This is a genomic window from Actinoplanes sp. NPDC051343 (assembly GCF_044455125.1).
Taxonomy (GTDB): domain Bacteria; phylum Actinomycetota; class Actinomycetes; order Mycobacteriales; family Micromonosporaceae; genus Actinoplanes.
In genome coordinates, this window is record NZ_JBITEL010000004.1 from 239,403 (window position 1) to 263,103 (window position 23,701).

At 70.1% G+C, this 23,701-nt stretch carries 23 protein-coding genes; 16 read left to right on the forward strand and 7 right to left on the reverse strand.

Going from position 1 to position 23,701, the window contains the following annotated elements; translation table 11 throughout:
• Window positions 1-2: 2 nt before the first annotated feature.
• Together ACIA5C_RS15200 and ispG are read left to right on the forward strand one after the other, a co-directional pair.
• Window positions 3-1,244 carry a M50 family metallopeptidase gene (locus tag ACIA5C_RS15200; RefSeq protein WP_396055609.1) on the forward strand — a complete coding sequence of 414 codons (1,242 nt, stop codon included), beginning with the start codon at window positions 3-5 and terminating at the stop codon, window positions 1,242-1,244.
• A gap of 13 nt (window positions 1,245-1,257) precedes the next feature.
• A complete protein-coding gene (gene ispG / locus ACIA5C_RS15205) occupies window positions 1,258-2,430 on the forward strand; it encodes a flavodoxin-dependent (E)-4-hydroxy-3-methylbut-2-enyl-diphosphate synthase (RefSeq protein ID WP_396054759.1) in 1,173 nt (390 codons plus the stop codon).
• 7 nt (window positions 2,431-2,437) lie between these two features.
• Here ispG and ACIA5C_RS15210 read toward each other — a convergent pair whose 3' ends face one another.
• Window positions 2,438-3,277, reverse strand: coding sequence for a GNAT family N-acetyltransferase (locus ACIA5C_RS15210; protein ID WP_396054761.1), 840 nt, complete (start codon window positions 3,275-3,277; stop codon window positions 2,438-2,440).
• A 134-nt stretch (window positions 3,278-3,411) separates the two neighbouring features.
• Between ACIA5C_RS15210 and ACIA5C_RS15215 the strand changes: the two genes are divergently transcribed.
• From ACIA5C_RS15215 to ACIA5C_RS15225, 3 genes are all read left to right on the forward strand, one after another.
• Entirely contained in the window at window positions 3,412-4,008 is a 597-nt protein-coding gene (locus tag ACIA5C_RS15215; protein ID WP_396054763.1) for a PadR family transcriptional regulator, read from the forward strand.
• 202 nt (window positions 4,009-4,210) lie between these two features.
• Window positions 4,211-5,188: an aldo/keto reductase gene (locus ACIA5C_RS15220; RefSeq protein ID WP_396054765.1), complete on the forward strand. Its 978-nt coding sequence runs from the start codon at window positions 4,211-4,213 to the stop codon at window positions 5,186-5,188.
• A 75-nt stretch (window positions 5,189-5,263) separates the two neighbouring features.
• A complete protein-coding gene (locus tag ACIA5C_RS15225) occupies window positions 5,264-5,938 on the forward strand; it encodes a cytidylate kinase family protein (protein WP_396054767.1) in 675 nt (224 codons plus the stop codon).
• A 9-nt stretch (window positions 5,939-5,947) separates the two neighbouring features.
• Here ACIA5C_RS15225 and ACIA5C_RS15230 read toward each other — a convergent pair whose 3' ends face one another.
• Entirely contained in the window at window positions 5,948-6,205 is a 258-nt protein-coding gene (locus ACIA5C_RS15230) for a multiprotein-bridging factor 1 family protein (protein WP_396055611.1), read from the reverse strand.
• Window positions 6,206-6,230: 25 nt separating this feature from the next.
• The gene (locus ACIA5C_RS15235) at window positions 6,231-7,193 is read right to left on the reverse strand and encodes an LLM class F420-dependent oxidoreductase (RefSeq protein ID WP_396055613.1); all 963 of its coding nucleotides are present in this window, start codon (window positions 7,191-7,193) and stop codon (window positions 6,231-6,233) included.
• Between the two features lie 131 nt (window positions 7,194-7,324).
• Here ACIA5C_RS15235 and ACIA5C_RS15240 point away from each other — a divergent pair, with 131 nt between their 5' ends.
• Genes ACIA5C_RS15240 through ACIA5C_RS15250 form a run of 3 tightly spaced genes read left to right on the forward strand, consistent with a single transcriptional unit; the run spans window position 7,325 to window position 10,623 of the window.
• A complete protein-coding gene (locus tag ACIA5C_RS15240; protein ID WP_396054769.1) occupies window positions 7,325-7,894 on the forward strand; it encodes an ATP-binding cassette domain-containing protein in 570 nt (189 codons plus the stop codon).
• Complete coding sequence (locus ACIA5C_RS15245) at window positions 7,891-10,014, forward strand: YhgE/Pip family protein (protein WP_396054771.1); 2,124 nt, start codon at window positions 7,891-7,893, stop codon at window positions 10,012-10,014. The genes ACIA5C_RS15240 and ACIA5C_RS15245 overlap by 4 nt, the downstream gene beginning before the upstream one ends.
• A gap of 6 nt (window positions 10,015-10,020) precedes the next feature.
• Window positions 10,021-10,623 carry a TetR/AcrR family transcriptional regulator gene (locus ACIA5C_RS15250; RefSeq protein WP_396054773.1) on the forward strand — a complete coding sequence of 201 codons (603 nt, stop codon included), beginning with the start codon at window positions 10,021-10,023 and terminating at the stop codon, window positions 10,621-10,623.
• 168 nt (window positions 10,624-10,791) lie between these two features.
• Here ACIA5C_RS15250 and ACIA5C_RS15255 read toward each other — a convergent pair whose 3' ends face one another.
• Both ACIA5C_RS15255 and ACIA5C_RS15260 read right to left on the reverse strand, forming a co-directional pair.
• Window positions 10,792-11,028 carry a hypothetical protein gene (locus ACIA5C_RS15255; protein WP_396054775.1) on the reverse strand — a complete coding sequence of 79 codons (237 nt, stop codon included), beginning with the start codon at window positions 11,026-11,028 and terminating at the stop codon, window positions 10,792-10,794.
• A gap of 194 nt (window positions 11,029-11,222) precedes the next feature.
• Window positions 11,223-11,603 (reverse strand): MerR family transcriptional regulator, encoded by a 381-nt coding sequence (locus ACIA5C_RS15260; protein WP_396054777.1) that lies wholly within the window; start codon window positions 11,601-11,603, stop codon window positions 11,223-11,225.
• A gap of 669 nt (window positions 11,604-12,272) precedes the next feature.
• Here ACIA5C_RS15260 and ACIA5C_RS15265 point away from each other — a divergent pair.
• The 6 genes from ACIA5C_RS15265 (at window position 12,273) to ACIA5C_RS15290 (ending at window position 19,010) form a co-directional block, all read left to right on the forward strand.
• Window positions 12,273-13,796 carry an amino acid permease gene (locus ACIA5C_RS15265; protein ID WP_396054779.1) on the forward strand — a complete coding sequence of 508 codons (1,524 nt, stop codon included), beginning with the start codon at window positions 12,273-12,275 and terminating at the stop codon, window positions 13,794-13,796.
• Window positions 13,797-13,874: 78 nt separating this feature from the next.
• The gene (locus ACIA5C_RS15270; RefSeq protein WP_396054781.1) at window positions 13,875-15,221 is read left to right on the forward strand and encodes a glutamine synthetase family protein; all 1,347 of its coding nucleotides are present in this window, start codon (window positions 13,875-13,877) and stop codon (window positions 15,219-15,221) included.
• Between the two features lie 7 nt (window positions 15,222-15,228).
• Window positions 15,229-16,587, forward strand: a complete 1,359-nt coding sequence (locus tag ACIA5C_RS15275; RefSeq protein WP_396054783.1) for an aldehyde dehydrogenase family protein — start codon at window positions 15,229-15,231, stop codon at window positions 16,585-16,587.
• The gene (locus tag ACIA5C_RS15280; RefSeq protein ID WP_396054785.1) at window positions 16,588-17,352 is read left to right on the forward strand and encodes a 3-oxoacyl-ACP reductase; all 765 of its coding nucleotides are present in this window, start codon (window positions 16,588-16,590) and stop codon (window positions 17,350-17,352) included. It begins immediately after the preceding gene.
• Window positions 17,353-17,547: 195 nt separating this feature from the next.
• Entirely contained in the window at window positions 17,548-18,231 is a 684-nt protein-coding gene (locus ACIA5C_RS15285; RefSeq protein ID WP_396054787.1) for a gamma-glutamyl-gamma-aminobutyrate hydrolase family protein, read from the forward strand.
• 29 nt (window positions 18,232-18,260) lie between these two features.
• A complete protein-coding gene (locus tag ACIA5C_RS15290; RefSeq protein WP_396054789.1) occupies window positions 18,261-19,010 on the forward strand; it encodes a gamma-glutamyl-gamma-aminobutyrate hydrolase family protein in 750 nt (249 codons plus the stop codon).
• Here the strand turns inward: ACIA5C_RS15290 and ACIA5C_RS15295 are convergent.
• Window positions 18,992-19,159 carry a hypothetical protein gene (locus ACIA5C_RS15295; RefSeq protein ID WP_396054791.1) on the reverse strand — a complete coding sequence of 56 codons (168 nt, stop codon included), beginning with the start codon at window positions 19,157-19,159 and terminating at the stop codon, window positions 18,992-18,994. The two genes, ACIA5C_RS15290 and ACIA5C_RS15295, sit on opposite strands and share 19 nt — an antisense overlap.
• On the opposite strand from ACIA5C_RS15295, the gene ACIA5C_RS15300 reads away from it, so the two are divergent.
• Both ACIA5C_RS15300 and ACIA5C_RS15305 read left to right on the forward strand, forming a co-directional pair.
• Window positions 19,148-19,708 (forward strand): pyridoxamine 5'-phosphate oxidase family protein, encoded by a 561-nt coding sequence (locus tag ACIA5C_RS15300; RefSeq protein WP_396054793.1) that lies wholly within the window; start codon window positions 19,148-19,150, stop codon window positions 19,706-19,708. The genes ACIA5C_RS15295 and ACIA5C_RS15300 overlap by 12 nt on opposite strands.
• Window positions 19,709-19,800: 92 nt before the next feature.
• Window positions 19,801-23,346 carry a SpoIIE family protein phosphatase gene (locus ACIA5C_RS15305; RefSeq protein ID WP_396054795.1) on the forward strand — a complete coding sequence of 1,182 codons (3,546 nt, stop codon included), beginning with the start codon at window positions 19,801-19,803 and terminating at the stop codon, window positions 23,344-23,346.
• Here the strand turns inward: ACIA5C_RS15305 and ACIA5C_RS15310 are convergent.
• Window positions 23,337-23,648, reverse strand: coding sequence for an STAS domain-containing protein (locus ACIA5C_RS15310; RefSeq protein WP_396054797.1), 312 nt, complete (start codon window positions 23,646-23,648; stop codon window positions 23,337-23,339). The genes ACIA5C_RS15305 and ACIA5C_RS15310 overlap by 10 nt on opposite strands.
• Window positions 23,649-23,701 lie beyond the last annotated feature (53 nt).

The window sequence follows — 23,701 nt, forward strand, 5'->3', positions numbered from 1 at the left end:
TGGTGTTGTACTGGGTGGGTGTGGCGGCTTTCGCGGCCTGCATCCTCGTCTCGGTGAGCCTGCACGAGCTGGGCCACATGATCACCGCCAAGCGGTTCGGGATGAAGGTGACCCGCTACTTCGTCGGCTTCGGCCCGACGATCTTCTCGTTCCACGTCGGCGAGACCGAGTACGGCCTGAAGGCCATCCCGCTCGGTGGGTTCTGCAAGATCGTCGGCATGACGCCGCAGGACGACGATGTCGACCCGGCCGACGAGCCCCGCGCGATGTGGCGGTTCCCGGTGTGGAAACGCACGATCGTGATGGGCGCCGGCTCGTTCACGCACTTCCTGCTGGCCATCGTCGCCACCTGGATCGCCGCGATGACGATCGGCCTGCAAAACCTCGACTACCCGCAGACCGCGGCCCAGGAGTCGGCGCAGATCAGGGTCAGCGACTGCGTGCAGCTGACCAACGTGCCCGACTGCACGGTCGGTCAGGGCTCCGGCGTGGCGGCGCCGGCCAAGGCGGCCGGCCTGCAGGACGGCGACGTGGTCACCCAGGTGGGCACCACGCCGGTGTCGACCTTCGAACAGCTGACCAACGCCATCCGGGCGCAGAAGCCGGGCCTGACCGACTTCACCATCACGCGCAACGGCGTCTCCCAGACCGTCAAGGTCGACCTGAAGAGCGCCCAGCGCCCGCCGATCGACAATCCGAACGGCGCGTTGTCGAGCGTCGCGGTGGCCGGGGTGGCGTGGGACAACACGGCCGTCCCGGCGATCATCAAATACAACGCGGCGAGCGCGATCCCGGCGACCGGCGACTACGCGTGGTACCTGGTGAAGAACACCTTCTCGGCGATCGGCCGGGTGCCGCAGCGCATCCCGGCGCTCTGGCACTCGATCACCGGCGGCGAGCGCGACCCGGACACTCCGATCAGCGTGGTCGGTGCCAGCCGCATCGGCGGCGAAGCGCTGCAACACGGTGTTCCCGAGGTGTTCCTCAGCGTGTTCATCGCCCTCAACGTCTTCATCGGCATCTTCAACCTTCTGCCGCTGCTGCCGGTGGACGGTGGTCACATTGCGATCGCCTGGTACGAGAGAGCAAGGTCCTGGATCTATGCTCGAATGCGAAGGCCGGACCCCGGCCGGGTCGACTACTACAAGCTGATGCCTCTCACCTACGCAGTGATCCTCATCGGCGGCGCGTTCACCGTGCTCACGGTCACCGCCGACATCGTCAACCCGATCAAGCTCTTCTGACAGGTGATGTGAAGTGACCGCAGTCAGCCTCGGAATGCCGGCCGTACCCCCGCCGCCGCTCGCGCCCCGCCGCCACAGCCGCCAGATCAACGTCGGCGGTGTGCTGGTCGGTGGTGGCGCACCGGTCAGCGTGCAGTCGATGACCACCACTCTCACCGCCGACGTCAACGCCACGCTGCAGCAGATCGCCGAGCTGACCGCCTCGGGCTGCCAGATCGTGCGGGTGGCCGTCCCATCGCAGGACGATGTCGAGGCGCTGCCGGCGATCGCCAAGAAGTCCCAGATCCCGGTCATCGCCGACATCCACTTCCAGCCGAAGTACGTGTTCGCCGCGATCGACGCCGGGTGCGCGGCGGTCCGGGTCAACCCGGGCAACATCCGCAAGTTCGACGACCAGGTCAAGGAGATCGCCCGGCGGGCCTCCGAGACGGGTACGCCGATCCGCATCGGGGTCAACGCGGGCTCGCTCGACAAGCGTCTGCTGGAAAAGTACGGCAAGGCCACCGCCGAGGCGCTCGTCGAGTCGGCCTTGTGGGAGTGCTCGCTGTTCGAGGAGCACGGCTTCCGCGACATCAAGATCTCGGTGAAGCACAACGACCCGGTGGTCATGATCCGGGCGTACCGCCAGCTGGCCGAGCAGTGCGACTACCCGTTGCACCTCGGCGTGACCGAGGCCGGTCCGTCGTTCCAGGGCACGATCAAGTCGGCGACCGCGTTCGGTGCGCTGCTGGCCGAGGGCATCGGCGACACGATCCGGGTCTCTCTCTCGGCGCCGCCGGTCGAGGAGGTCAAGGTCGGCAACGCGATCCTCGAGTCGCTCGGCCTGCGCGAGCGCGGCCTCGAGATCGTCTCCTGCCCGTCCTGCGGCCGGGCCCAGGTCGACGTGTACACGCTGGCCGAGCAGGTCACGGCCGGGCTCGAGGGGCTGCCGGTGCCGCTGCGGGTGGCCGTCATGGGCTGCGTGGTGAACGGCCCGGGCGAGGCCCGCGAGGCCGACCTGGGCGTCGCCTCGGGCAACGGCAAGGGCCAGATCTTCGTCAAGGGCCAGGTCGTCAAGACCGTGCCCGAGTCGATCATCGTCGAGACGTTGATCGAGGAGGCCCTCCGGCTGGCCGACGAGATGGGCGCCGACCTGCCCGAGGAGCTGCGCGAGCTGCTCCCCGGACCGCAGGTCACGGTCCACTGAGGAAAAACTAGAAGAGCACTGTCGCGAACGAGCCCGCCGAGACGAAGCCGCATTTGGCGTAGACCCGGCGGGCCGCCGTGTTGTAATCGTTCACATAGAGGCTGACGGTCGGTGCCACGCGCCGCAGCGCGTCGTGCACCACCGCGGCCATGCACCCGGCGGCCAGCCCGCGCCCGCGAAACTCCGGATCGACCCAGACGCCCTGCACCTGGGTCGTGCGGCGGGTGACGATCGCCAGCTCGGCCTTGAAGATCACCCGATCGCCGTGAAACCGCGCGTACGCCCGCTTGCCCTTGGCCAGTTCGGCGATGCGCCGCCGATAGCCGCGGCCACCGTCGTCGATCAGCGGTGAGACGCCGACCTCTTCGGTGTACATCGCGACCGCGGCCGGGAACAGCTGGTCGACCTCGGCCGGCCGCACGAGGCGCACGGCCGGGTCGGGTGCGACCGCCGGGTCCTGATCGGCGACGAGCAGTGGCTGGTTGGGCCGCACGTCCCGCGCGCGTCCCCAGTGCCCGCCGAGCCGGGACCACAGATCGAGCACGGCCTCCGACCGTCCGATGATCGACGAGCAGATGCGGGGCTCGGCGCCGAGCATGTCGGCGAACGCGGCCACAGCGGGCGGTGTCGCGCAGACCGGCACCAGGTGGGCGCCGGACCAGATCACCGACTCGACCTTGCGTCCCGGCCCGTATCCGAAGATGCGGCCGTCGGAGCGCCACCAGTTCAGCCCGTGCGCGGCCACCCGCTCGGCGATCTGGGCACCGGCGTAGGGGTCGCGGTCGAGGATCTTCTCGACCGCCGCGCGCTCGGACTCCCCGAGCTGGCGAAGCGGCACCGTAAGCACGGGTATCACATTGCCAGATCGTTGCCGGTTGACACCCACGGCTACCCCTCCACTCGGCTTTCTCCAAGAAACCCTTGCATCGCGATGTACTTCCGATATATCGTCAACGTATCAACGACAGCTTGGAGATAGTCATGCGACACATCCACGAGGACTTCATGCACGGTCACGGTCGGCGCATGCGCGGCGGCTTCGGCTTCCCGCCCGGATTCCCGTTCGGCGGCGGCGGTCCCGGCCCCGACTTCGGCGGCGGCCCCTGGGGCCAGCGCGGTGGCGGGCGGCGACGCGGCGGCCGCGGCCGGCCCAACGTCCGCTCGGCCGTCCTGGCCCTGCTCCTGGAGCGGCCCATGCACGGTTACGAGATCATCCAGGAGCTCGACTCCCGCACCAACGGCATTTGGCGCCCCAGCCCCGGCTCGATCTACCCGACCCTCCAGCTCCTGGAGGACGAGGGCCTGATCGCCCCCGAGGCCGAGGGCGGCCGCAAGAGCTACCGCCTCACCGAGGACGGTCGCCCCGAGGCCGAGACCGCCGCTCAGAACCCGCCGTGGTCCGAGATCGGCGACGACACGATGAACCAGGTGCAGGACTTCCGCGACGCGGCGGTCGGCATCATGAGCGCCCTCCGGCAGGTCGGTTTCAACGGCACGCCCGAGCAGCGCGACAAGGCGCTCGAGGTGCTCAACGAGACCAAGCGCAAGCTCTACGCGATCCTCGCCGACAGCGAGTAGTGACAACCCCGCGCGAGGCTCACTCTTTTCAGTGAGCCTCGCGCTTTCCGCGCGTACGGCCGACAACCGCGACCAAACGCACAGCGTGACCGTTCCCCGGTTTGCGGATGAGCCGATCGCCACACCGGGCCGTCCCCGGCCGTCGGCCGGGGGTACCAGCAGAACCTCCCCAAACCGCGCCCGGCGCGGTTGCATAGACGTCATGAAGCACATCAAGCTGCGTGACCTCGACGTCGCCCGCATCGGCCTCGGCGCGATGGGCATGTCCCACGGCTACACGGGCGCCGGCACCGATGACGCCGAGTCGATCCGAACCTTGCACCGGGCCATCGACCTGGGCGTCACCCTGATCGACACGGCCGAGGTCTACGGGCCCTACATCAACGAGGAACTGGTCGGCCGCGCGCTGAAGGGCCGCCGCGATCAGGTCGTGCTCGCCACCAAGTTCGGCCTGATCTCGCACTCCCCGGGCGACGGCCGCAACGCCGACTCCCGCCCGGCCAACATCCGCACCGCGGTGGAGGGCTCGCTCAAGCGCCTCGGCACCGACCACATCGACCTCTACTACCAGCACCGGGTCGACCCGCGCACCCCGATCGAGGAGACCGCGGGCGAGGTCGCGTCGCTGATCGCCGAGGGCAAGGTCCGGCACTTCGGTCTGTCCGAGGCCGGCCCGGAGACGATCCGCCGGGCGAACGCCGTCCAGCCGGTGACCGCCGTGCAGTCGGAATACTCGCTGTGGACCCGGAACATCGAGGAGCGCATCCTGCCGGTCCTGCGGGAGCTGGGCATCGGCCTGGTCCCGTTCTCGCCCCTCGGCCGCGGCCTCTTCACCGGCACGATCCGCGACGAGTCGGCGTTCGCCGAGGGCGACTTCCGCCGCGGCAACCCGCGGTTCACCGGCGACAACTTCCAGCACAACCTGCGCCTGGCCGACGAGGTCAACGCGGTGGCCGCCGACGCCGGCGTGACCCCGGCCCAGGTGGCGCTCGCCTGGCTGCTGGCCCAGGGCGACGACATCGCCCCGATCCCCGGCACCAAGCGCGTGACCCGCCTGGAGGAAAACATCGCCGCCGACGCGGTGCAGCTCACCGCCGCCCAGCTCGACCGGCTCTCCGCCCTGCCGCCGGCCCGCGGCGAAACCCACCCGGAGGGCGCCCGGGCGCTCCTCGAGCGCTGATCCAGGTCGTGGCTTCGTGGTTGACTTTCCGGGAGGCTCGGCACGTCGACCTTCGCGACCAGGACGGGGCTGGAAATGGACCAAGGCACCCGCGACGAGGTGCTCGGCCGCCTGGCTGAGGCGGTCGGGTCCGGCACCGTCGGACACCCGACGCGGGTGGCCATCGACGGACCGCCCGCCGCCGGCAAGACCACGCTCGCCGACGAGCTGGCCGCGGTGCTGCGCACGCAGGGCCGCGACGTCATCCGCGCGACGATCGACGATTTCCTCTTCCCTCGTGCGCAGCGCTATCCGCGCGGCGAATACTCGGCCGAGGGCTGCTACTTCGACGCGCACGACTACGACGCGCTGAACCGGGTTCTGCTCGATCCGCTCGGGCCGGGCGGGAATCGACGCTTCCGGTACGCGGTCTACGACCACACGGTCGATGCCACGCTGTCGCCGCCGGTGGCGACGGCCCCCGCCGACGCCGTGCTGATCTTCGACGGCGTCTTCCTCATGCGCCCGGAACTGATCGATCGGTGGGACCTGCGCATCTTCGTGTCGACCGCGCTCGAGAAGACCGTGGACCGGGCCGTGATCCGGGAGCGCCGGGTGTCCTCCCGGGCCGAAGTCGAACGGCGCTGGCGGGAGCGTTACATCCCCTCCCAGCAGTTCTATTTCGCCCGAGTCCGCCCGGCCGACCAGGTCGACATCGTCGTGCACAACGACGAGCCACAGCACCCGGTCTGGGAGACCCGGACACGCTGATCGCGGCCCCTACGCCGCGTCGGTGCGCGGTTCGAAGCCGACCTTCAGGCTCACGCCGAGCGCCGCCGCGAGCCGTTCCAGCACGGCGAGGGTGGGCACGGTTCCGCCGGCCTCGGAGCGGGCGATGGCCGACTGGGTCATGCCGGACTCCCGGGCGAGCCGGTTCTGGCTCCAGCCGTGCCGTTCCCGCAGCTCCCGCACGCTGCGGCCGAGCTCGAACGCCAGCCGCGTCGCGTCGTACGCCTCGGCCGCCCCGGGCTCGGCCAGGCGCCGCTGCCGCCGGACTGTGGATTCAGCGGCCCAGGGCGGTCAGGAGCTTGGCCATGGCGGGAGCGCCGCCGGCGTCCACCTCGGGCGTCGGCAGCAGGGCCATGACCGGGACCGTGACGCCGGCCGCGGCGTAGGCCTCGACCTGGATGCGGCAGGAGTCGGGGGCGCCGTGGACGACCAGCGCGTCGACCAGGTCGTCGGGGATGGCGGCCACGGCGGCCTTGCGGTTGCCGGCTGACCAGGCCTCCCACATCGGGGCGAGGATGTCGGTCCGGCCCAGCCAGCGGTGGAAGGCGGCGTACGCCGGGACCGTCAGGTAGGCGGCGATCAGGCGGCGGCCGATCGTGCGGGCGTAGGCGGCGTCGTCGGTCGGGCAGACGAAGATGCGGGCGGCCACCTCGAAGCCGGGGCGGGCGGCGGCCGTCGCGGCCAGCGCCGTGGGCACGTCGGAGGCGGCCAGCCAGTTGAGGATCACGCCGTCGGCCTCGGCGGCGGCCAGGCGGAGCATGCCGGGGCGCAGGGCGGCCAGCAGCAGGGCCGGCGGGTCGGCCGGTGGGCGCTCCAGGCGGAAGCGGCGGATCTGGAACGTCTCGTAGGACTCGTCGACCAGTTCGCCGTTGAGGGCGGCGCGCAGGAAGCGGAGCATGTCGCGGCTGCGGGCGTAGGGCGACTCGAACTCGGCGGCGTTCCAGTCGCCGACGACGACCGGGGACGACGCGCCGATGCCGAGCTGGAAGCGGCCGGGGGCGGCCTCGGCCAGGGCGGCCGCGGTCATCGCCAGCAGGCCCGGGCCGCGGGTGAAGACCGGGGCGACGGCGGTACCCAGCCGCATGCGGGGCGCCCACGCCGAGGCGAGCGCCAGCGGCGTGAACGCGTCGGTGCCGGCCACCTCGGAGGTCCACAAATCGGTGAAGCCGGCGTCGGCCAGCGCCTGGAAGACAGCGGCGTGGTCGGCGAGCGGGACCCCGCTCAGCGGAATCGTCATGCCCCAGCGGTTCGCCATGCCGTCGATACTGCCCGGTAACAACCGTGAGGTCCACCACCACGCGAAGGGAATGATCACCGATGCGAGTATGTTTTTAGACTGACCGGTCAGTTCAAAGAAAGAAGTGCGACATGTCGGTGCTCGAAGCGCGGGGTGTCGGCGTCCGCCGTCGGCGCCGGTGGCTCTTCCAGGGTCTCGACGTCACGGTCCAACCGGGCGACGTGGTCGCGGTGATCGGACCGCCCGGCAGCGGACGGACGACCGCACTGCTCGCCCTGGCCGGCCGGTTCCGGCTGGGTGCCGGGTCACTCGCCCTTTCCCGTACGCCGTCCCTCGGTCACGTTCCCGAAGCCGAGGCGCCGGAACCCGTTTTCACGGTCGCCGAGCACGTCCGCGAACGTCTCGCACTGCTCGGACGGCCCACGAAGGACGTCGAACTGCACGGCCTCGACCCACAGAAGCAGGGTCGTGATCTCACGCCGTACGAGAAACAGGTTCTGGGCTTGATCCTGGCTGCCCTCGGCGAACCGCCGGTGATCGCGCTGGACGGCCTGGACGACGGGCTCGACGCGGGGGAGCAGCAGAAACTCTGGGAGCTGATCGAACAGCTCGCCGACCGGGGCATCGCGGTGCTGGTCACCGCCCGCGAGGTCGATCCGGACCGGGTGACCGAAGTAATCGACTTGGGGGTGCTCCGATGAGGACACTGACGCTGGCGTGGCTGGAGCTGCGCCGTTTCTTCCGCGGCCGGCTCACCACCGCTGCCGTCGTCGTCCTGGCCGTGATCCCGCTGCTCTACGGCGCGCTCTACCTGGCCGCCTTCTGGGATCCCTACGGCCGGCTCAACCACATCCCGGCCGCCCTGGTCGTCGAGGACCGCACCGCGACCGCGACCGACGGCACGTCCGTGCACGCCGGGCGAGACCTGGCCGACGAGCTCATCCGTCGCAAGATCTTCGACTGGCACGTGACCGACGAGCACGGCGCCGAGAAGGGCCTGGAGAGCGGCAAGTACCAGATCATGCTGCGGATCCCGGCCGACTTCTCGTCCGACCTGGTGACCGGTCCCGACGCCGCTGCGTCACCGCAGGCCGCCCAGCTGAACGCGGTCAGCGACGACGCCACCAACTATCTGTCCGGGGTGTTCGCCCGGACCGCCTTCGACGAGGTGCGAGCGGCCGCCGCGGCGAGCGCTTCGTCGGGATACTTCGACAAGATGCTGATCGGCTTCACCGACCTGAAGCAGCAGACGCAGCAGGCGGCGAATGGGGCATCCCAGCTGAAGAACGGCGCCGACCAGGCGAAAAGCGGTGCGTCGCGGCTCTCGAGTGGCATCGACGACGCGCATGCCGGCGCGGGTCGGCTCGCCGGCGGGCTGGGCACCGCCGGCCAGGGCGCCAACGACCTCGTGGCCGGCCTGACCCGCCTCGACAACGGCGCCGAGCAGCTGGCCACCGGCACCGCGCAGGCGGCGTCCGGCGGGCAGCAGCTGGCCAAGGTCGTCGACGGCGCGGCCGACCAGATCGAACCGGTGCTCCGGCAGAACGCGGCCACCATCCAGGACGCCGCCAACCAGGTCGCTCGCGGTGCCGACGCGCTGGCCGACAACGTCGGCGCGATCTCGACGGCGGCCGACAAAGCCGTGCACGATGCCCGCGCGCTGAAGTCCTATCTCGACAAGCAGCCCGGGCTGGACGAGGCCAAGACGCTCGCGAACCAGCTGCTCGACGAAGCCGAACAGGTGCAGAAGCAGGTGCACGACGCCGACCTGAACGGGCTGCGCGACCGCCTGCGCGAGGTGGCCTCCACGGCCCGCCAGGTCGCCGCGGCCGCCCCTCACCTGGCCGACCGGCTGCAGGCCGGGCGAGCCAAGATCGACGCGCTGTCGGCCGGTCTCGACCAGCTCGCCACCGGCGCCCGGCAGCTGCACACCGGCACCACCCAGGCCAAGGCCGGCGCGATCGACCTGCGCGGCGGCATCTACCAGCTGTCCAGCGGCGCGCGGCAACTCGACGACGGCCTCGGCACGCTGTCCACCGGGGGCCGGCAACTCGCTTCCGGCCTCGGCGACCTGCAGACCGGGGCGGGCAAGCTCGCGTCGGGCCTATCGGACGGGGCCGATCAAATTCCCGGGTACGGCGACGACACCGGCTCCCGCGCCGACGTGCTGGCCGACCCGGTCGCGCTCGACCGCGTGGTCAAGCACCCGGCGAGCACGTACGGCGTCGGCTTCGCGCCCTACTTCCTCAGCCTGGCCCTCTGGGTCGGCGCGATGGTCACGTTCATGGTGCTGCGCCCGCTGAACCGGCGTTACCTGATGTCCGAGGCGCCGACACCGCGGGTCGCGCTGGCCGGGCTGCTGCCCGCGGTCGCGGTCGGGTTCGCCCAGGCCACCCTGCTGTTCCTGGTCGTGCGGTTCGCGCTCGGCCTCTCGCCGGTGCACCCGTGGCTGGTCTGGGGGCTGCTGATGCTGACCGCGACCGTGTTCGCCGCGATCATGCAGCTGCTCGGGGCGGCACTCAAGGCGGCCGGGCGGATCGTCGCGCTCGCGCTGCTCATGCTGCAGCTCACGTCGTCCGGCGGCACCTATCCGGTCGAGACGTCACCCGGGTTCTTCGGGGCGATCCATCCGCTGCTGCCGATGACGTACACGGTCGAGGCGCTGCGGCACGCGATCGACGGCGGTTCGCTGTCGGCGATCGCGCACGCTTTGCTGGTGCTCATCGCGTACGGAATCGCAAGCGTCAGTTTGACGCTGTGGGTGACCCACCGGGCGCGCCGGATGACCGGCGCCGACCTTCATCCGGAACTCGTGCTGTGACCGGTAATGTCTGACGACGTGAACGGCGACGGGCGCAGCCGGCGCCGGGAAGACACCCGGCAGAAGCTCTACGAGGCGGCCGTCGAACTCATCGCCGAGCAGGGCTTCTCCGCCACCACGGTCGAGGACATCGCGCTGCGCGCCGGGGTCGCCAAGGGCACCGTCTATTACAACTTCAAGTCGAAGACCGACCTCTTCGAGGAGTTGCTGCGGCACGGCATCGGGCTGCTGACCGATGCCTTCCGCGAGGCGGTGGCCGGCCGGCCACCGCGCGAGGCGGTCGCGGCGCTGGTGCGCACCCAGCTCGAATACATTCAGCGCTATCGGGCGTTCGCCCAGCTGCTGCTCTCCGAGATGTGGCGCACCAACCGGGAGTGGCAGCAGACCCTGATCCTGCTGCGCGAACAGGCGATCGGGGTGATCGCGTCGACCCTGCAGGCGGGCGTCGACTCGGGCGACCTGCCGCCCGAGCTGGACGTGCGGGTGTCGTCGTCGGCGCTGTTCGGTGTCGGCCTGGTGGTGGCCGTCGACTGGCTGGTGTTCATGCCCGAGCGCCCGATCGAGGACGTCGAGGAGTCCCTGCTCGCCATCGTCCGCCGCGTGGGATGACCTCGATCTACTGCTTCGGCAGGAGGTTGCCCTGCCAGTTGGCACCGCGTTCCTTACTGACGACCGCGATGACGGCCTCACTCTCCCCGGGGCCCCACAGCATCAGGTTGTCCTGAGCAAGACACGGCGCCACGCTCGCCTGAGGTTCCTCCAGCAGTGGGCTCAGGGTCAGTCCTGGTCGGAACTGGTCGTGACGGTGATCCCGGAGTCGGCTGCGGCCGGAAACGACGCGCCTGACCGGCCGTCGATCATGTATACCTTCGCGCTGCCGAGGATGCTCAGATTGGGCGCCGGGGTGGTGAAGCCGGCGGGGATCAGCGACGTCATGATGACCAGGGCGACGAGGGATGCGAGGGCGAGACCGCTCAACACCAGGGGGCGCCACGGCGGCTCGTTTCGGGCCACCAGCTCGCTTCTGATGGCGCCAATTTCCCGGTCCAGCCGGTTGCAGGCTCCCGCTGATGTCGGCGGTGCGGCGCCCGGATCGACGGCCCTGCTGGTTCTTCCCGTTCCGCCGCTTCTTGGCGCTGCTCACGGCGGCATCGTAGTGACTCGGCACCCGGTAGTGCTGGCCAGGAGGGCAGCCCGCGGGGCGGCGGTCAGGGAATCGCGGCGCGGGTCGATGTGGGGACTTCGGCGTCCTCGTCGCTGGTCAGGGTGCCGCCGAGGGCGACGATCTGGCGCCGGGCTGCTTCGAGCCGGTCCTCCAGCGTGACGATGCGGCAGGCGGCGGTCAGGGGGAGGCCCTCGTCGAGCAGCTGGCGGACGCGGGTGGCGAGTTGCAGCTGGTGGCGGGAATAGCGGCGGTGACCGCCGAGGGAACGCTCGGGCTCGATCAGGCCCGCGGCGCCGAGACTGCGAAGAAAGGCCGCGGTCACGCCGATGATGTCGGCGGCACGGCCCATCGAGTATGCCGGGTAGTCGGCGTCGTCGAACGTCTTGTTCATCTGTCCTTCCGGGATCGTCCGGTTGTCCAGCACACAACACAGTCCAAGGCCCCGGCGGGTAACCGGGGCCTTGGCTTTTCAATTCTTGAGCCGACCGTCGTCGGCGCATGAGGGCGTTCGCCTGCGTGCCGCTAGCAAACGTCCTGAGTGATGGGCATCGGCTGCGATCACCTCTTGTCGGGTCGGGGACGTCGTGATTTCGCGTTGCTGCGGTATCTCGTCCTCCTTAGCCAACTCAAGCGTCTATGCCACTTGCTTGTCGGCTGTGCGTGGCCGACTCCCGAACTCTATGCCGATCACCGAGCAATTTCTACCCTCGACGCTGTAGATTTTTCGGGCAATTCGTCTGAGTTTTACGAGCTTGGATGCGGCGGCACGGGGCGGGCGCTGCGCAGGCATCAACCTGCGTCGAGAGAGAGGTGACCGCGCCCCGCGCCGCCGCGGGGAGGGGGCGGGTGAGCAGCCCCCGGGTGTTCGCGAAGCCTGCCGAGGGCTCGCGCGCTGAAGAACAGCGTCAGAACACCGGCAGGGCTCGGAGTGGTGATCCGATCCAATGCCCCGACATGTCCATGAGTGTGCCCGTCATCCGATCGTCCGGGCAACGCAATTTACGCGGCTCATTGACGCGCGTAACACCGTGGAGAGATCATCACGGCACGCGGTGGCCCAGGTCACAGCGCCCCTCGGTCAAGGGAGTCGCAGATGAGCGTCAACCCAGCAGCCAGCACCGACGAAGAACGCCTCGCCGAACTCGGCTACCAGCAAGAGCTGCACCGCCGACTGTCCGGCTTCTCGAACTTCGCGGTCTCCTTCTCGATCATTTCAATTCTGGCCGGCGCGATCACGTCGTACTCGATCGCCATGACCGCCGGCGGCCCGTTCGCCATCACCATCGGCTGGCTCCTGGTCGGCATCATGGTCACCCTGGTCGCCCTGGCGATGGCCGAGATCTGCTCGGCCTACCCGACCGCCGGTGCCCTCTACTGGTGGACCGCCGCCCTGGCCAAACGCAACAAGGCCGCCTGGGCCTGGTTCGTCGGCTGGTTCAACTTCCTCGGCGAGGTCGCGGTCACCGCGGCCATCGACTTCGGAGCGGCGATCACCACCTCGGCATTCCTCAGCCTGACCTTCGGCATGACGGTGACCACCGGCAAGACCTTCCTGATCTTCCTGGTCATCATCGTGGTGCACGGCCTGCTCAACACGTTCGGCGTCAACCTGGTGCGGCTGCTCTCCGATGTGAGCGCGTGGTGGCACCTGGTCGGCGTCGCGATCATCGTGTGCGTGCTGGCGATCGTCCCCGACCAGCACAAGCCGATCTCCGAAGTCTTCTTCGAGGTCAAGAACGCGACCGGGTTCTCGTTCGCCGGTGCCGGCCTCTACGCGGTGCTGATCGGCCTGCTCATGGCTCAATACACGTACACCGGCTACGACGCCTCGGCGCACGTGGCCGAGGAGACCCACGACGCCTCCCGGGCCGCCCCGCGCGGCATCGTGATGTCGGTGGTCGTCTCGGTGATCGCCGGCTTCGTGCTGCTCTTCGCCATCACCTGGTCGATCCAGGACTACGACGCCGAACTGGGCAGCGTGACGAAGCTGCCGCCGGCGCAGATCTTCATCGATGCGGCCGGCCGGCATACGGGCGAGTTCCTGCTCTTCATCTGCATGGTCGCGCAGTGGTTCTGCGGCATGGCCTCGGTCACCGCCAACTCCCGGATGTCGTACGCGTTCGCCCGCGACGGCGCGCTGCCCGGCTCGCGAATCTGGAAGCAGGTCAACACGCGTACGGGCACGCCGACCAACTCGATCTGGCTGTGCGTCGCGATCTCCATCATCCTGGTGCTCCCGTCGCTCTGGAACACGACCGCCTACCTGGCGGCCACCTCGATCGCGGTCATCGGGCTTTACATCGCGTACGTCGCACCCGTGCTGCTCCGACGACTGAATCCGGACTTCCGGCCCGGACCGTGGAACCTCGGCCGGTGGAGCCCGATCGTCGGCTGGCTGTCGATCGTGTGGGTCGTCGTGATCTGCGTGCTCTTCGTCCTGCCGACGGCCGGCCCGATCACGGCGGCCAACTTCAACTACACGATCGTCGCCGTGGCGGTCGTGGTCGGCGCGGCCGCGATCTGGTGGTTCGCCAGCGCGCGGAAGTGGTTCACCGGGCCGAGGCAGAACCTGATCGAGAAGGCGGCCCACGGCGAACAGACCATGCCCACCGAGTGATCGCGTACGAACCGGCGCCGGGCCGTTCTTCGGCCCGGCGCCGGAAATCTGTCGGTCCCCTGCGATAGGACTCTTGCCATGCACCTCGAGGACCTGGACGTCGCCGTCGACAACGGCAGCATCGACACCGTGCTGCTGGCCCTGACCGACATGCAGGGCCGATTGCAGGGCAAACGCCTGCACGGCCGCTACTTCGTCGACGAGGTGGTCGCCCACGGCAGCGAGGGCTGCAACTACCTGCTCGCCGTCGACGTCGACATGAACACCGTCGACGGCTACCAGATGTCGTCCTGGTCGAGCGGCTACGGCGACTTCGTCATGAAGCCCGACTTCCGCACCCTGCGGCCGGTGCCGTGGCAGCCCAGGACGGCGATGGTGCTGGCCGACCTGGAGACCACCGACGGCGTACCGGTCTATGCCTCGCCCCGGCAGATCCTGCAGCGCCAGCTGGACCGGCTGGCCGAGCACGGGCTGACCGCGTTCGCAGGCACCGAGCTCGAGTTCGTGCTGTTCCGCGACAGCTACGAGCAGGCGTTCGAGAAGAACTACCGCGATCTCGTCCCGGCCAATCAATACAATGTGGACTATTCGCTGCTCGGCACCGCCCGGGTCGAACCGCTGCTGCGCCGCATCCGCAACGAGATGTACGGCGCCGGCCTCACCCCGGAGAGCGCCAAGGGCGAGTGCAACTTCGGACAGCACGAGATCGCGTTCCGCTACGCCGACGCGCTGACCTGCGCCGACAACCACGTGATCTACAAGAACGGGGCCAAGGAGATCGCCGCCCAGGAGGGCATGGCGCTCACTTTCATGGCTAAGCCGAACGCGCGCGAGGGCAACTCGTGCCACATCCACTTCTCGCTGCGCGGCCCGGACGGGAAGTCGGCGATGCTGGGGGACGGCCCGGCTCATCTGAGCGTGACCGGGCAGCGGGTGGTGGCCGGCCTGCTCGCCACGATGCGCGAGTTCAGCCTGCTCTTCGCCCCCAACATCAACTCGTACAAGCGCTACCAGCCGGGGTCGTTCGCGCCGACCGCCCTGCGCTGGGGCGTCGACAACCGCACCTGCTCGCTGCGGATGGCCGGGCACGGCGAGGGCATGCGGGTGGAAAACCGGGTGCCGGGCGGCGACGTCAACCCGTACCTGGCGATCGCGGCCCTGGTCGCGGGCGCGCTGCACGGACTCGACAACGAGCTGGAGCTCGAGCCCGAGCTCGTCGGCAACGCCTATGACGACGCGACCGCCCCTCGCGTGCCGACCACGCTGCGCGAGGCCGGTGACCTGTGGCTCGGCAGTGAAGTGGCCCGCAACGCATTCGGTCCCGAGGTGGTCGCCCACTACGGCAACATGGCTCAGGTGGAACTGGCGGCCTTCGACGCCGCGGTAACGGACTGGGAGCTGCGACGCGGCTTCGAACGGATGTGAGCACCAGGTGACTGACGTAATCAACCCCTCGACCGGTGAGCTGCTCACCGCCGTACCGTCTCTGGATCTGGCCGCAACCGACGCCGCGATCGAACGTGCGCAGCAAGCCTTCGCCGCGTGGCGCGCGGTCGCCCCGGGTGACCGGGCGCGGCTGCTCCGCCGCTTCGCCACCGTGGTCGACGGGCACCTCGACGAGCTGGCCGGGCTCGAGGTGCGCAACGCCGGGCACACCATCGGCAACGCCCGCTGGGAGGCGGGCAACGTCCGGGACGTGCTCAACTACTACGCCGGAGCGCCGGAACGGCTGTCCGGCCGGCAGATCCCGGTGCCGGGCGGCATCGACGTCACGTTCCACGAGCCGCTCGGCGTGGTCGGCATCATCGTGCCGTGGAACTTCCCGATGCCGATCGCGGGCTGGGGTTTCGCGCCCGCGCTGGCGGCCGGCAACACGGTCGTGCTCAAGCCGGCCGAGCTGACCCCGCTGACCGCGATCCGGCTCGGCGAGCTGGCGCTGGAGGCCGGTCTGCCCGAGGGCGTGTTCCAGGTGGTGCCGGGCAAGGGTTCGGTGGTCGGGCAGCGGTTCGTCACCCATCCGGCGGTCCGCAAGGTCTGTTTCACCGGGTCGACCGACGTCGGCAAGTCGATCATGGCGGGCTGCGCCGACCAGGTGAAACGGGTGACGCTGGAACTGGGCGGCAAGAGCGCCAACATCGTCTTCGCCGACGCCGACCTGGAAAAGGCCGCCACCAGCGCTCCGGGCAGCGTGTTCGACAATGCCGGCCAGGACTGCTGCGCCCGCTCGCGGCTGCTGGTGCAGGAGTCGGTCTTCGAGAAGTTCCTGGCGTTGCTGGAGCCGGCGGTGCGCGCCTTCCGGGTGCTCGATCCCGGCGACGACTCGTCGGAGATGGGTCCGTTGATCTCCGCTGCGCACCGGAGCACGGTCGCGTCCTTCGTCGACGATGCGGACGTGGCTTTCACCGGCACGGCGCCGGAAAAGACCGGCGGCTGGTGGTACCCGCCGACCGTGCTGCTCGCCCACTCGACCGCCGACCGGCACTGGCGCGAGGAGGTCTTCGGGCCGGTGCTGTCGGTGCTGCCGTTCACCGACGAGCAGGACGCGGTCCGGCTCGCCAACGACACCGAGTACGGCCTGTCCGGCTCCCTCTGGACCCGCGACCTCGGCCGCGCGCTGCGGGTCTCGCGGGCGGTCGAGACCGGCGCGCTCAGCGTCAACAGCCACTCGTCGGTGCGCTACTGGACCCCGTTCGGCGGGATGAAGCAGTCCGGCCTCGGCCGGGAGCTGGGTCCGGACGCGCTGTTGTCGTTCACCGATGTCAAGAACGTGTTCCTAGCTACAGGAGACTAAGTGGAGCGTTTGCAGGACCGGGTCGCCGTGATCACCGGGGCCGGCAGTGGAATCGGGCTGGCCACCGCGCGTCGTTTCGCGGCGGAGGGCGCTCGCGTCGTCGCGGTGGACATTTCCGACAAGGAAGGCAAGGCCGCCGCCGATGAGCTCGGCGGCGAGTTCGTGCGGTGTGACGTCGCCGACGAGGAGCAGGTCAAGGCCCTCTTCGACGGCGTCGCCGAGCGGTACGGCCGGGTCGACATCGCGTTCAACAACGCCGGCATCTCGCCGCCCGACGACGACTCCATCCTGGTCACCGGCATCGAGGCCTGGGAAAAGGTCATCCGGGTCAACACGACCTCGGTCTTCTTCTGCTGCAAGTACGCGATCCCGCACATGCAGCGGCAGGGCAAGGGCTCGATCATCAACACGGCGTCGTTCGTCGCGCTGCTCGGGGCGGCGACCTCCCAGATCGCCTACACGGCGAGCAAGGGCGGCGTGCTGGCGATGACCCGCGAGCTGGGCGTGCAGTTCGCCCGCGAGGGCCTCCGCATCAACGCGCTGTGCCCGGGGCCGGTGGCGACGCCGCTGCTCTTGGAGCTGTTCGCCAAGGATCCGGAGCGGGCGGCCCGTCGTCTCGTGCACGTGCCGATGGGCCGGTTCGCCGAGCCGGAGGAGATCGCGGCGGCCGTCGCCTTCCTCGCCAGTGACGATGCGTCGTTCATGACGGCATCACAGTTCGTGGTGGACGGCGGCATCACCGGTGCCTATGTAACTCCACTGTGATGGTTTAACAGTGCCCACCGGCGGGCATGGGGCCCCATACGTCCGGTTCAACCGGACGAAGGGGTCGAATCCCCGCCCGCGCAGGCCTGGTTCCCTGTGTGGGTGGGACAGAGGGACCCGGGCGCGGCGCCACCGGCTTCGGTGACGCCGCGCACCCCTTTCCGAGGTGAAGCACGACGTGGTTACGGTGGGACGATGCGTCCGGTCATCGGGATAACGACATACGTGGAGCCGGCCCGCTGGGGCGTCTGGCGCGATCTTCCCGCCGCACTGATCCCGCAGGCGTACGTTGAGGCGGTGACCCTGGCCGGCGGCCGCGCGATCCTGCTGCCGCCCGACGATCACGACGCCGACGTGGTGGACGTCCTGGACGGGCTCGTCCTCTCCGGCGGGGCCGACGTGGCCCCCGACCTCTACGGCGCCACCGCGGCCGCCGAGACCGTGAGCCGCCCCGATCGCGACGCCGGGGAAATGCTCCTGCTGCGCCGGGCGTTGGAGACGGACACCCCGGTTCTCGGCATCTGCCGGGGCATGCAGCAACTCGTGATCGCCGCGGGAGGCCGCCTGCACCAGCATCTGCCCGACGTGCTGGGCCACGAGCGGCACAACCCGGCCCCCGGGGTCTACGGCGAGCAGCAGGTCAAGCTCACACCCGGCAGCCGGGCAGCCGAACTCCTGGGTGAGGCCACCGTCGTGCACTGCCACCACCATCAGGGCGTCGCCGACCCGGGATCGCTGCTGATCACCGGGCAGAGCGACGACGGGCTGCCGGAGGCGGTCGAAGATCCGTCCCGCCGGTTCCTGCTCGGCGTGCAGTGGCACCCCGAGGTGACCCGCGACGAGCACCTGTTCGGCGCCCTTCTCCGAGCGGCGCGCTGACCGACGAAGTAACAGGAGGAACAACCCACATGCCCAGGCCCCTGATCGGCATGACCGCCTACGCCCAGCAGATCCAGTACGACACCAACAGCCTCATGGCGGGCATGCTCCCCATGACGTATGTCAAGGCGGTACATGCCAGCGGGGGCCGTGCAGTGCTGATCACGCCCGACGACCCGGACACCGACGTGATCGAGTCGCTCGACGGCATCGTCTTCAGCGGGGGCGGAGACATCGACCCCGCGTACTGGGGGGCCGAACCGCACCCGGAGATCGACGTCGACGTGGCCCGGGACACGTCCGAGCTGATGCTGATGAAGGCCGCGCTCGCCGCCGACCTGCCGACACTGGGCGTCTGCCGCGGCATGCAGGTCATGGCGGTCGCCGCCGGTGGCTCGCTCCACCAGCACCTGCCCGACGTCATCGGCCACGACCGGCACCGCGCCGCCTCGGGAACCGACCCGCTGGCCGTCTCCGCCTCGGCCTACGGCCGGCACGACGTGGTCACCCGCGCCGGCTCCTACGCCCACGCCCTGCTCGGCGACCAGCTCACGGTCAACTCGTTCCACCACCAGTCGGTCGACGACCCGGGCGAGTTCGCCGCCGTCGGCTGGTGCCCCGACGATCAGGTCATCGAGATCATCGAAGATCGGTCGCGCGTCTTCGCGCTCGGCGTCCAGTGGCATCCCGAGCGCACCGCCGACCTGCGCGTCTTCTCGGCCCTGGTGGAGGCGGCGGCAATGAGCAAGGCAAAACCGCTTCAGGCGTACGCGTCCTGACCGTCACCGACCGCAGAGCCGCCGCCGGGCGGCGTCGGCGCCACCGCCGGCTGCATGGTGCGGGCCGTCGCGGGCCGCCGGCTCACCCTGCGGGATTCGCGTCGCGCCGAACCGTGGCCGTCCCGCAGCATCGAGTCATGAAGCTGCATGACGGTATCTCGAGCCGGCTGCGGGAGTTTGTCGAGGCGCAGCCGATGTTCTTCGTGGCGACCGCGCCGTCCGGCCCCGACGGCCACGTCAACGTGTCTCCCAAGGGGATGAACGGCACCTTCGTCGTCCTCGGCGAGCACCGGGTCGCCTACCTCGACTTCCACGGCAGCGGAGCCGAGACGATCGCCCATCTGAGTGAAAACGCGCGGATCACGATCATGTTCTGCTCGTTCCAGGGACCACCCGATATCGTGCGCTTCCACGGCCGCGGCCGGGCGGTCCCGGTGACCGATCCCGAGTTCGACGAGCTGCTCAAGCTCTTCCCGGACGCGCCCGACCACCACGGGGCCCGGTCGATCATCGACATCGACGTGCAGCGGGTCAGCGATTCCTGCGGTTACGCGGTGCCGCTCATGGCGTACGAGGGCGACCGTGATCTGTTGATCCGCTCGCACGGGCGGCGCTCCGACGACGATCTTGCCGAATATCGGCGGCGCAAGAACGGCTACAGCATCGACGGACGACCCATCTTCGCCGAGAGAGAGTGAATGCCCGTTCCGGTGGGTGTCCGACGCCGGTGTTACGGTGCAGAACCGGACCGGTAATCTCGCGCCGGAACGCTGAATCGCGGGAGGAACGCATGGGCGGCGCCCTTCCGATCGAGTTGAGTACGGCCTTCGCCCGCGGTGGCGAGATGGGCCGCCGCATGCGTGAGATCGACTGGTCGAACACCCCGCTGGGCGAACCCGCCCGGTGGCCGGCCGAGTTGCAGCACGCCGTCGCCACGATGCTCGCCTCCAAGGCGCAGATCGTGCTCTTCTGGGGCCCGCAGTGGACGGCCCTCTACAACGACGCCTACATCAGCGCCCTGGGCGGCAAGCACCCGGAGAGCCTGGGCCGGTCGGGCGCCGACATGTGGGCCGAGACCTGGACGGTGCTGCACAAGCTGTTCGACGGCGTACGGGAGACCGACGAGTCGTTCTATGCCCGCGACTACCCGTTCACGATCGAACGCTTCGGCTTCCTCGAGGAGACGTACTTCGACATCTCCTACGACCCGATCCGGGCCGCCGGTGGCTCGGTCACCGGCGTGATGTGCATCGTCAACGAGACCACCGCCCGGGTGCTCAGCGAGCGCCGGCTGCGCATGCTGACTGCTCTCGGCCGCCGCCTGGCCGACTCGCCCGACCAGCCGACGCTGATCACCGAGACGCTCGCCGCCCTGCGGGAGAACGACCGCGACATCCCGTACGCGTCGCTCGTCCTCGACGACCAGCCGGCGCCGCCGGAGGTGGCCGAGGTGATCGCGACCGGCCGGGCCGGGCGGATGCGCCTCGACCCGGGAACGGGCGCCGCCGACGAGGCGCTGGTGCTGCCGCTCGGGGTCGGGCCGGTGCGGTCGGGCGCCCTGATCGTCGGGGTGAGCCGTTTCCTCCCGCTCGACGCCGGCTATCGCGACTTCCTCGACAACGTCGCCGCCCAGATCGGCCAGGCCGTGAGCAACGTCCACATCTACCAGGAGGAACGGCGCCGCGCGGCCGAGCTGGCCGCCCTCGACCAGGCCAAGACCAACTTCTTCTCCAACGTCAGCCACGAGTTCCGCACCCCGCTGACGCTGATCCTCGGCCCGCTGGAGGACCTGCTCGACGATCCGGAGCTTTCCCCGACGCAGCGCGAGCGGCTGCTTCCCATGCAGCGCAACGGTCTGCGCCTGCTCAAGCTGGTCAACACCGTGCTCGACTTCTCCCGGATCGAATCCGGCCGCACCCGCGCGTCGTACCGCCCGACGGACCTCGCCGACTACACGTTCCGACTGGCCAGCACCTTCCGCTCGGCGGTCGAGCGGGCCGGGCTCGAGCTCGTCGTCGACGCGCCGCCGCTGCCCGATCCGGTGCAGGTCGACCGCGAGATGTGGGAAAAGATCGTCCTCAACCTGCTCTCCAACGCGGTCAAGTTCACCCAGCGGGGCCGCATCGTGGTGCGCGTCTTCGCCGAGGACGGCCTGGCCGTCCTGACCGTCCGTGACACCGGCGTCGGCATTCCGCGCGACGAGCAACCGCTGCTGTTCGACCGCTTCCACCGGGTGCAGGGCGCCTGGTCACGCAGCCACGAGGGCACCGGCATCGGCCTCGCCCTGGTGCGCGAGCTGGTCGAGCTGCACGGCGGCTCGGTCTCCGCCGAGAGCGAGGTCGGTCACGGCAGCGTCTTCACGGTCCGGCTCCCTTTCGGTACGGCGCATCTGCCGCCCGACCGCCTCGCCGAGGCTTCTTCGCTGGTGGTCGAAGACGTCGAGCCGCGCCTGTTCATCGAGGAGACGAGCTGGTGGGCCGGCGACACGACGATGCCGGCCGCGATCAACGCCCCGGCCGCCACCCGCGACGATCACCGCGGGCGCATCCTGTTCGCCGACGACAACGCCGACCTGCGCGACCACGTCGCCCGGCTGCTGCGCTCGCACTGGGACGTGACCACCGCGGCCGACGGCGTGGCCGCCCTCGAACTGGCCTCGCAGGACCGCTTCGACCTGGTGCTGACCGACGTGATGATGCCCCGCCTGGACGGGTTCGGCCTGATCACGGCCCTCCGTGCGGACGAGCGCACCCGCGACGTACCGATCGTGGTGCTGTCGGCCCGGGCCGGCGAGGAGGCCTCGGTCGAAGGCCTGGCCGCCGGCGCCGACGACTACCTGGTCAAGCCGTTCTCGGCCCGCGACCTGGTGGCCCGGGTGCGGGCCAACCTCGACCTCGGCCAGGCCCGGCGGCAGATCATCAGCCGGCTGCGCGGTCTGGTCGACGCCGCCGCCGCGGTCAACACCGTGCGCACGACCGCCGAGGTGGCCGACGTGGCAGCCCGGCACGTGCTCGCGATGACCTCGGCCGGACGGGTCGTGGTGAGCACACCCGGGGCCAAGGCGGAGGCCGACGGGGGCGCCGGTCCGGGCGAGGAAGCCGACGTGGTGCTGCCGCTGCCCGACCCGTCCGGCGCGTCGCTCGGCGAGCTGCGGGTCTGGTGGGGGCCGTCCGACCCGCCCGACCGGATCATGCTTACCCAGCTGGCCCGGCTGATCGGGCTGCGCCTGGGCAACGCCAAGCTCTACGAGGCCGAGCACCGCATCGCCAGCACGCTGCAGCACAGCCTGCTGCCGCACACCCTGCCCCGCATGCCGGGCGCGATCGTGGCCAGCCGCTACCTGCCCGGCAGCAGCGAGGCCGAGGTCGGCGGCGACTGGTACGACGCGATCGTCGGCGCCGACGACCAGCTGTTCCTGGTGATCGGCGACGTGGTCGGCAAGGGCGTCCAGGCGGCGGCCGGCATGGGCCAGCTACGCAACGCCCTCCGGGCGTACATCTTGGAGGGTTTCGACTGCGGTGCCGCCCTGACCCGGCTCAACCGCCTGGTCGACAACCTGGGCCGGCGGCAGTTCGCGACCGTGGTGTGTGTGCGGTTCGACCCGCGCACCCAGCAGCTGCACTACTCGTCGGCCGGCCATCCGCCGCCGGTGCTCGCGGCGCCGGGCAAGCACGGCACGTTCCTCTACACCAGCGCCCTCGGGCCGCCGATCGGGGCGCTGGCCGACTCGGTCTACCCGACGCTGACGAGCGAGTTGTCTCCCGGGAGCCGCCTGCTGCTCTACACCGACGGCCTGGTCGAGGACCGCAACGTCGGCATCGACACGGGGCTGGCCGAGCTGACCGATGACATGGCCCAGCCGGGCGAGCACGTCGAGGACCTCCTCGACCGGCTGCTGGGCAAGGTCGCCGGGCGCACCCGGCGCGACGACATCGCGCTGCTCGCGCTGCAGGCGACCGAGCCGCACGAGTTCGTGCTGCGGCTGCCCGCCGAGCCGACCCGCCTGAGCGTACTGCGCCGCCGGCTGGAAGAGTTCCTGACCGCGCACGGGGTGCCCGAGGCCGACCGGTTCGATCTGACCGTGGCGGTCTCCGAGGCGGCGGCCAACGCGATCGAGCACCCGGTCGACCCGGCCGAGCCGGTCATCACGGTCGAGGCGTCGATCGACGACCTGGTGGTGTCGGTCACGGTCAGCGACACCGGGCGCTGGAAACCGGCCGACGCGGCCGGCTTCCGCGGGCGGGGCCTCGCGCTGATCGGCGCGCTGGCCGAGCTGTCGGTGGCGCGCACCGAGAACGGCACGTCGGTGACCCTCCGGCGTCCCTTTCAGCCGTGAAGCCAGGGCTGCGTCGACAGTCCTGAGATCTCCAGCACCCGCCGCACCTGGGGCGAGGGCTGCACCTCGAGCCCCGCGCCGAAGCGGTCGGCGAGCCGGATGAGCGCGTGGATCGCGGCCGAGTCGAAGAAGGTGACCGCCCGCAGGTCGAGCGTCGCCGCGGCGGTGTTGTGCCGCGTCGCGGCCCGGAACATGGCGTCGGCGGTGGACATGTCGACCTCGCCGGAGACCGTCACGACGACCCGGTCCCCGGACACCACGCCGGTGGCCGCGAAGTTCGAATCCGCCCCGTCTAGATCCACCTGGACACGATTACACAGGGGCCGGAGGGCGGCAAGAACCGGTTCATCCGGGA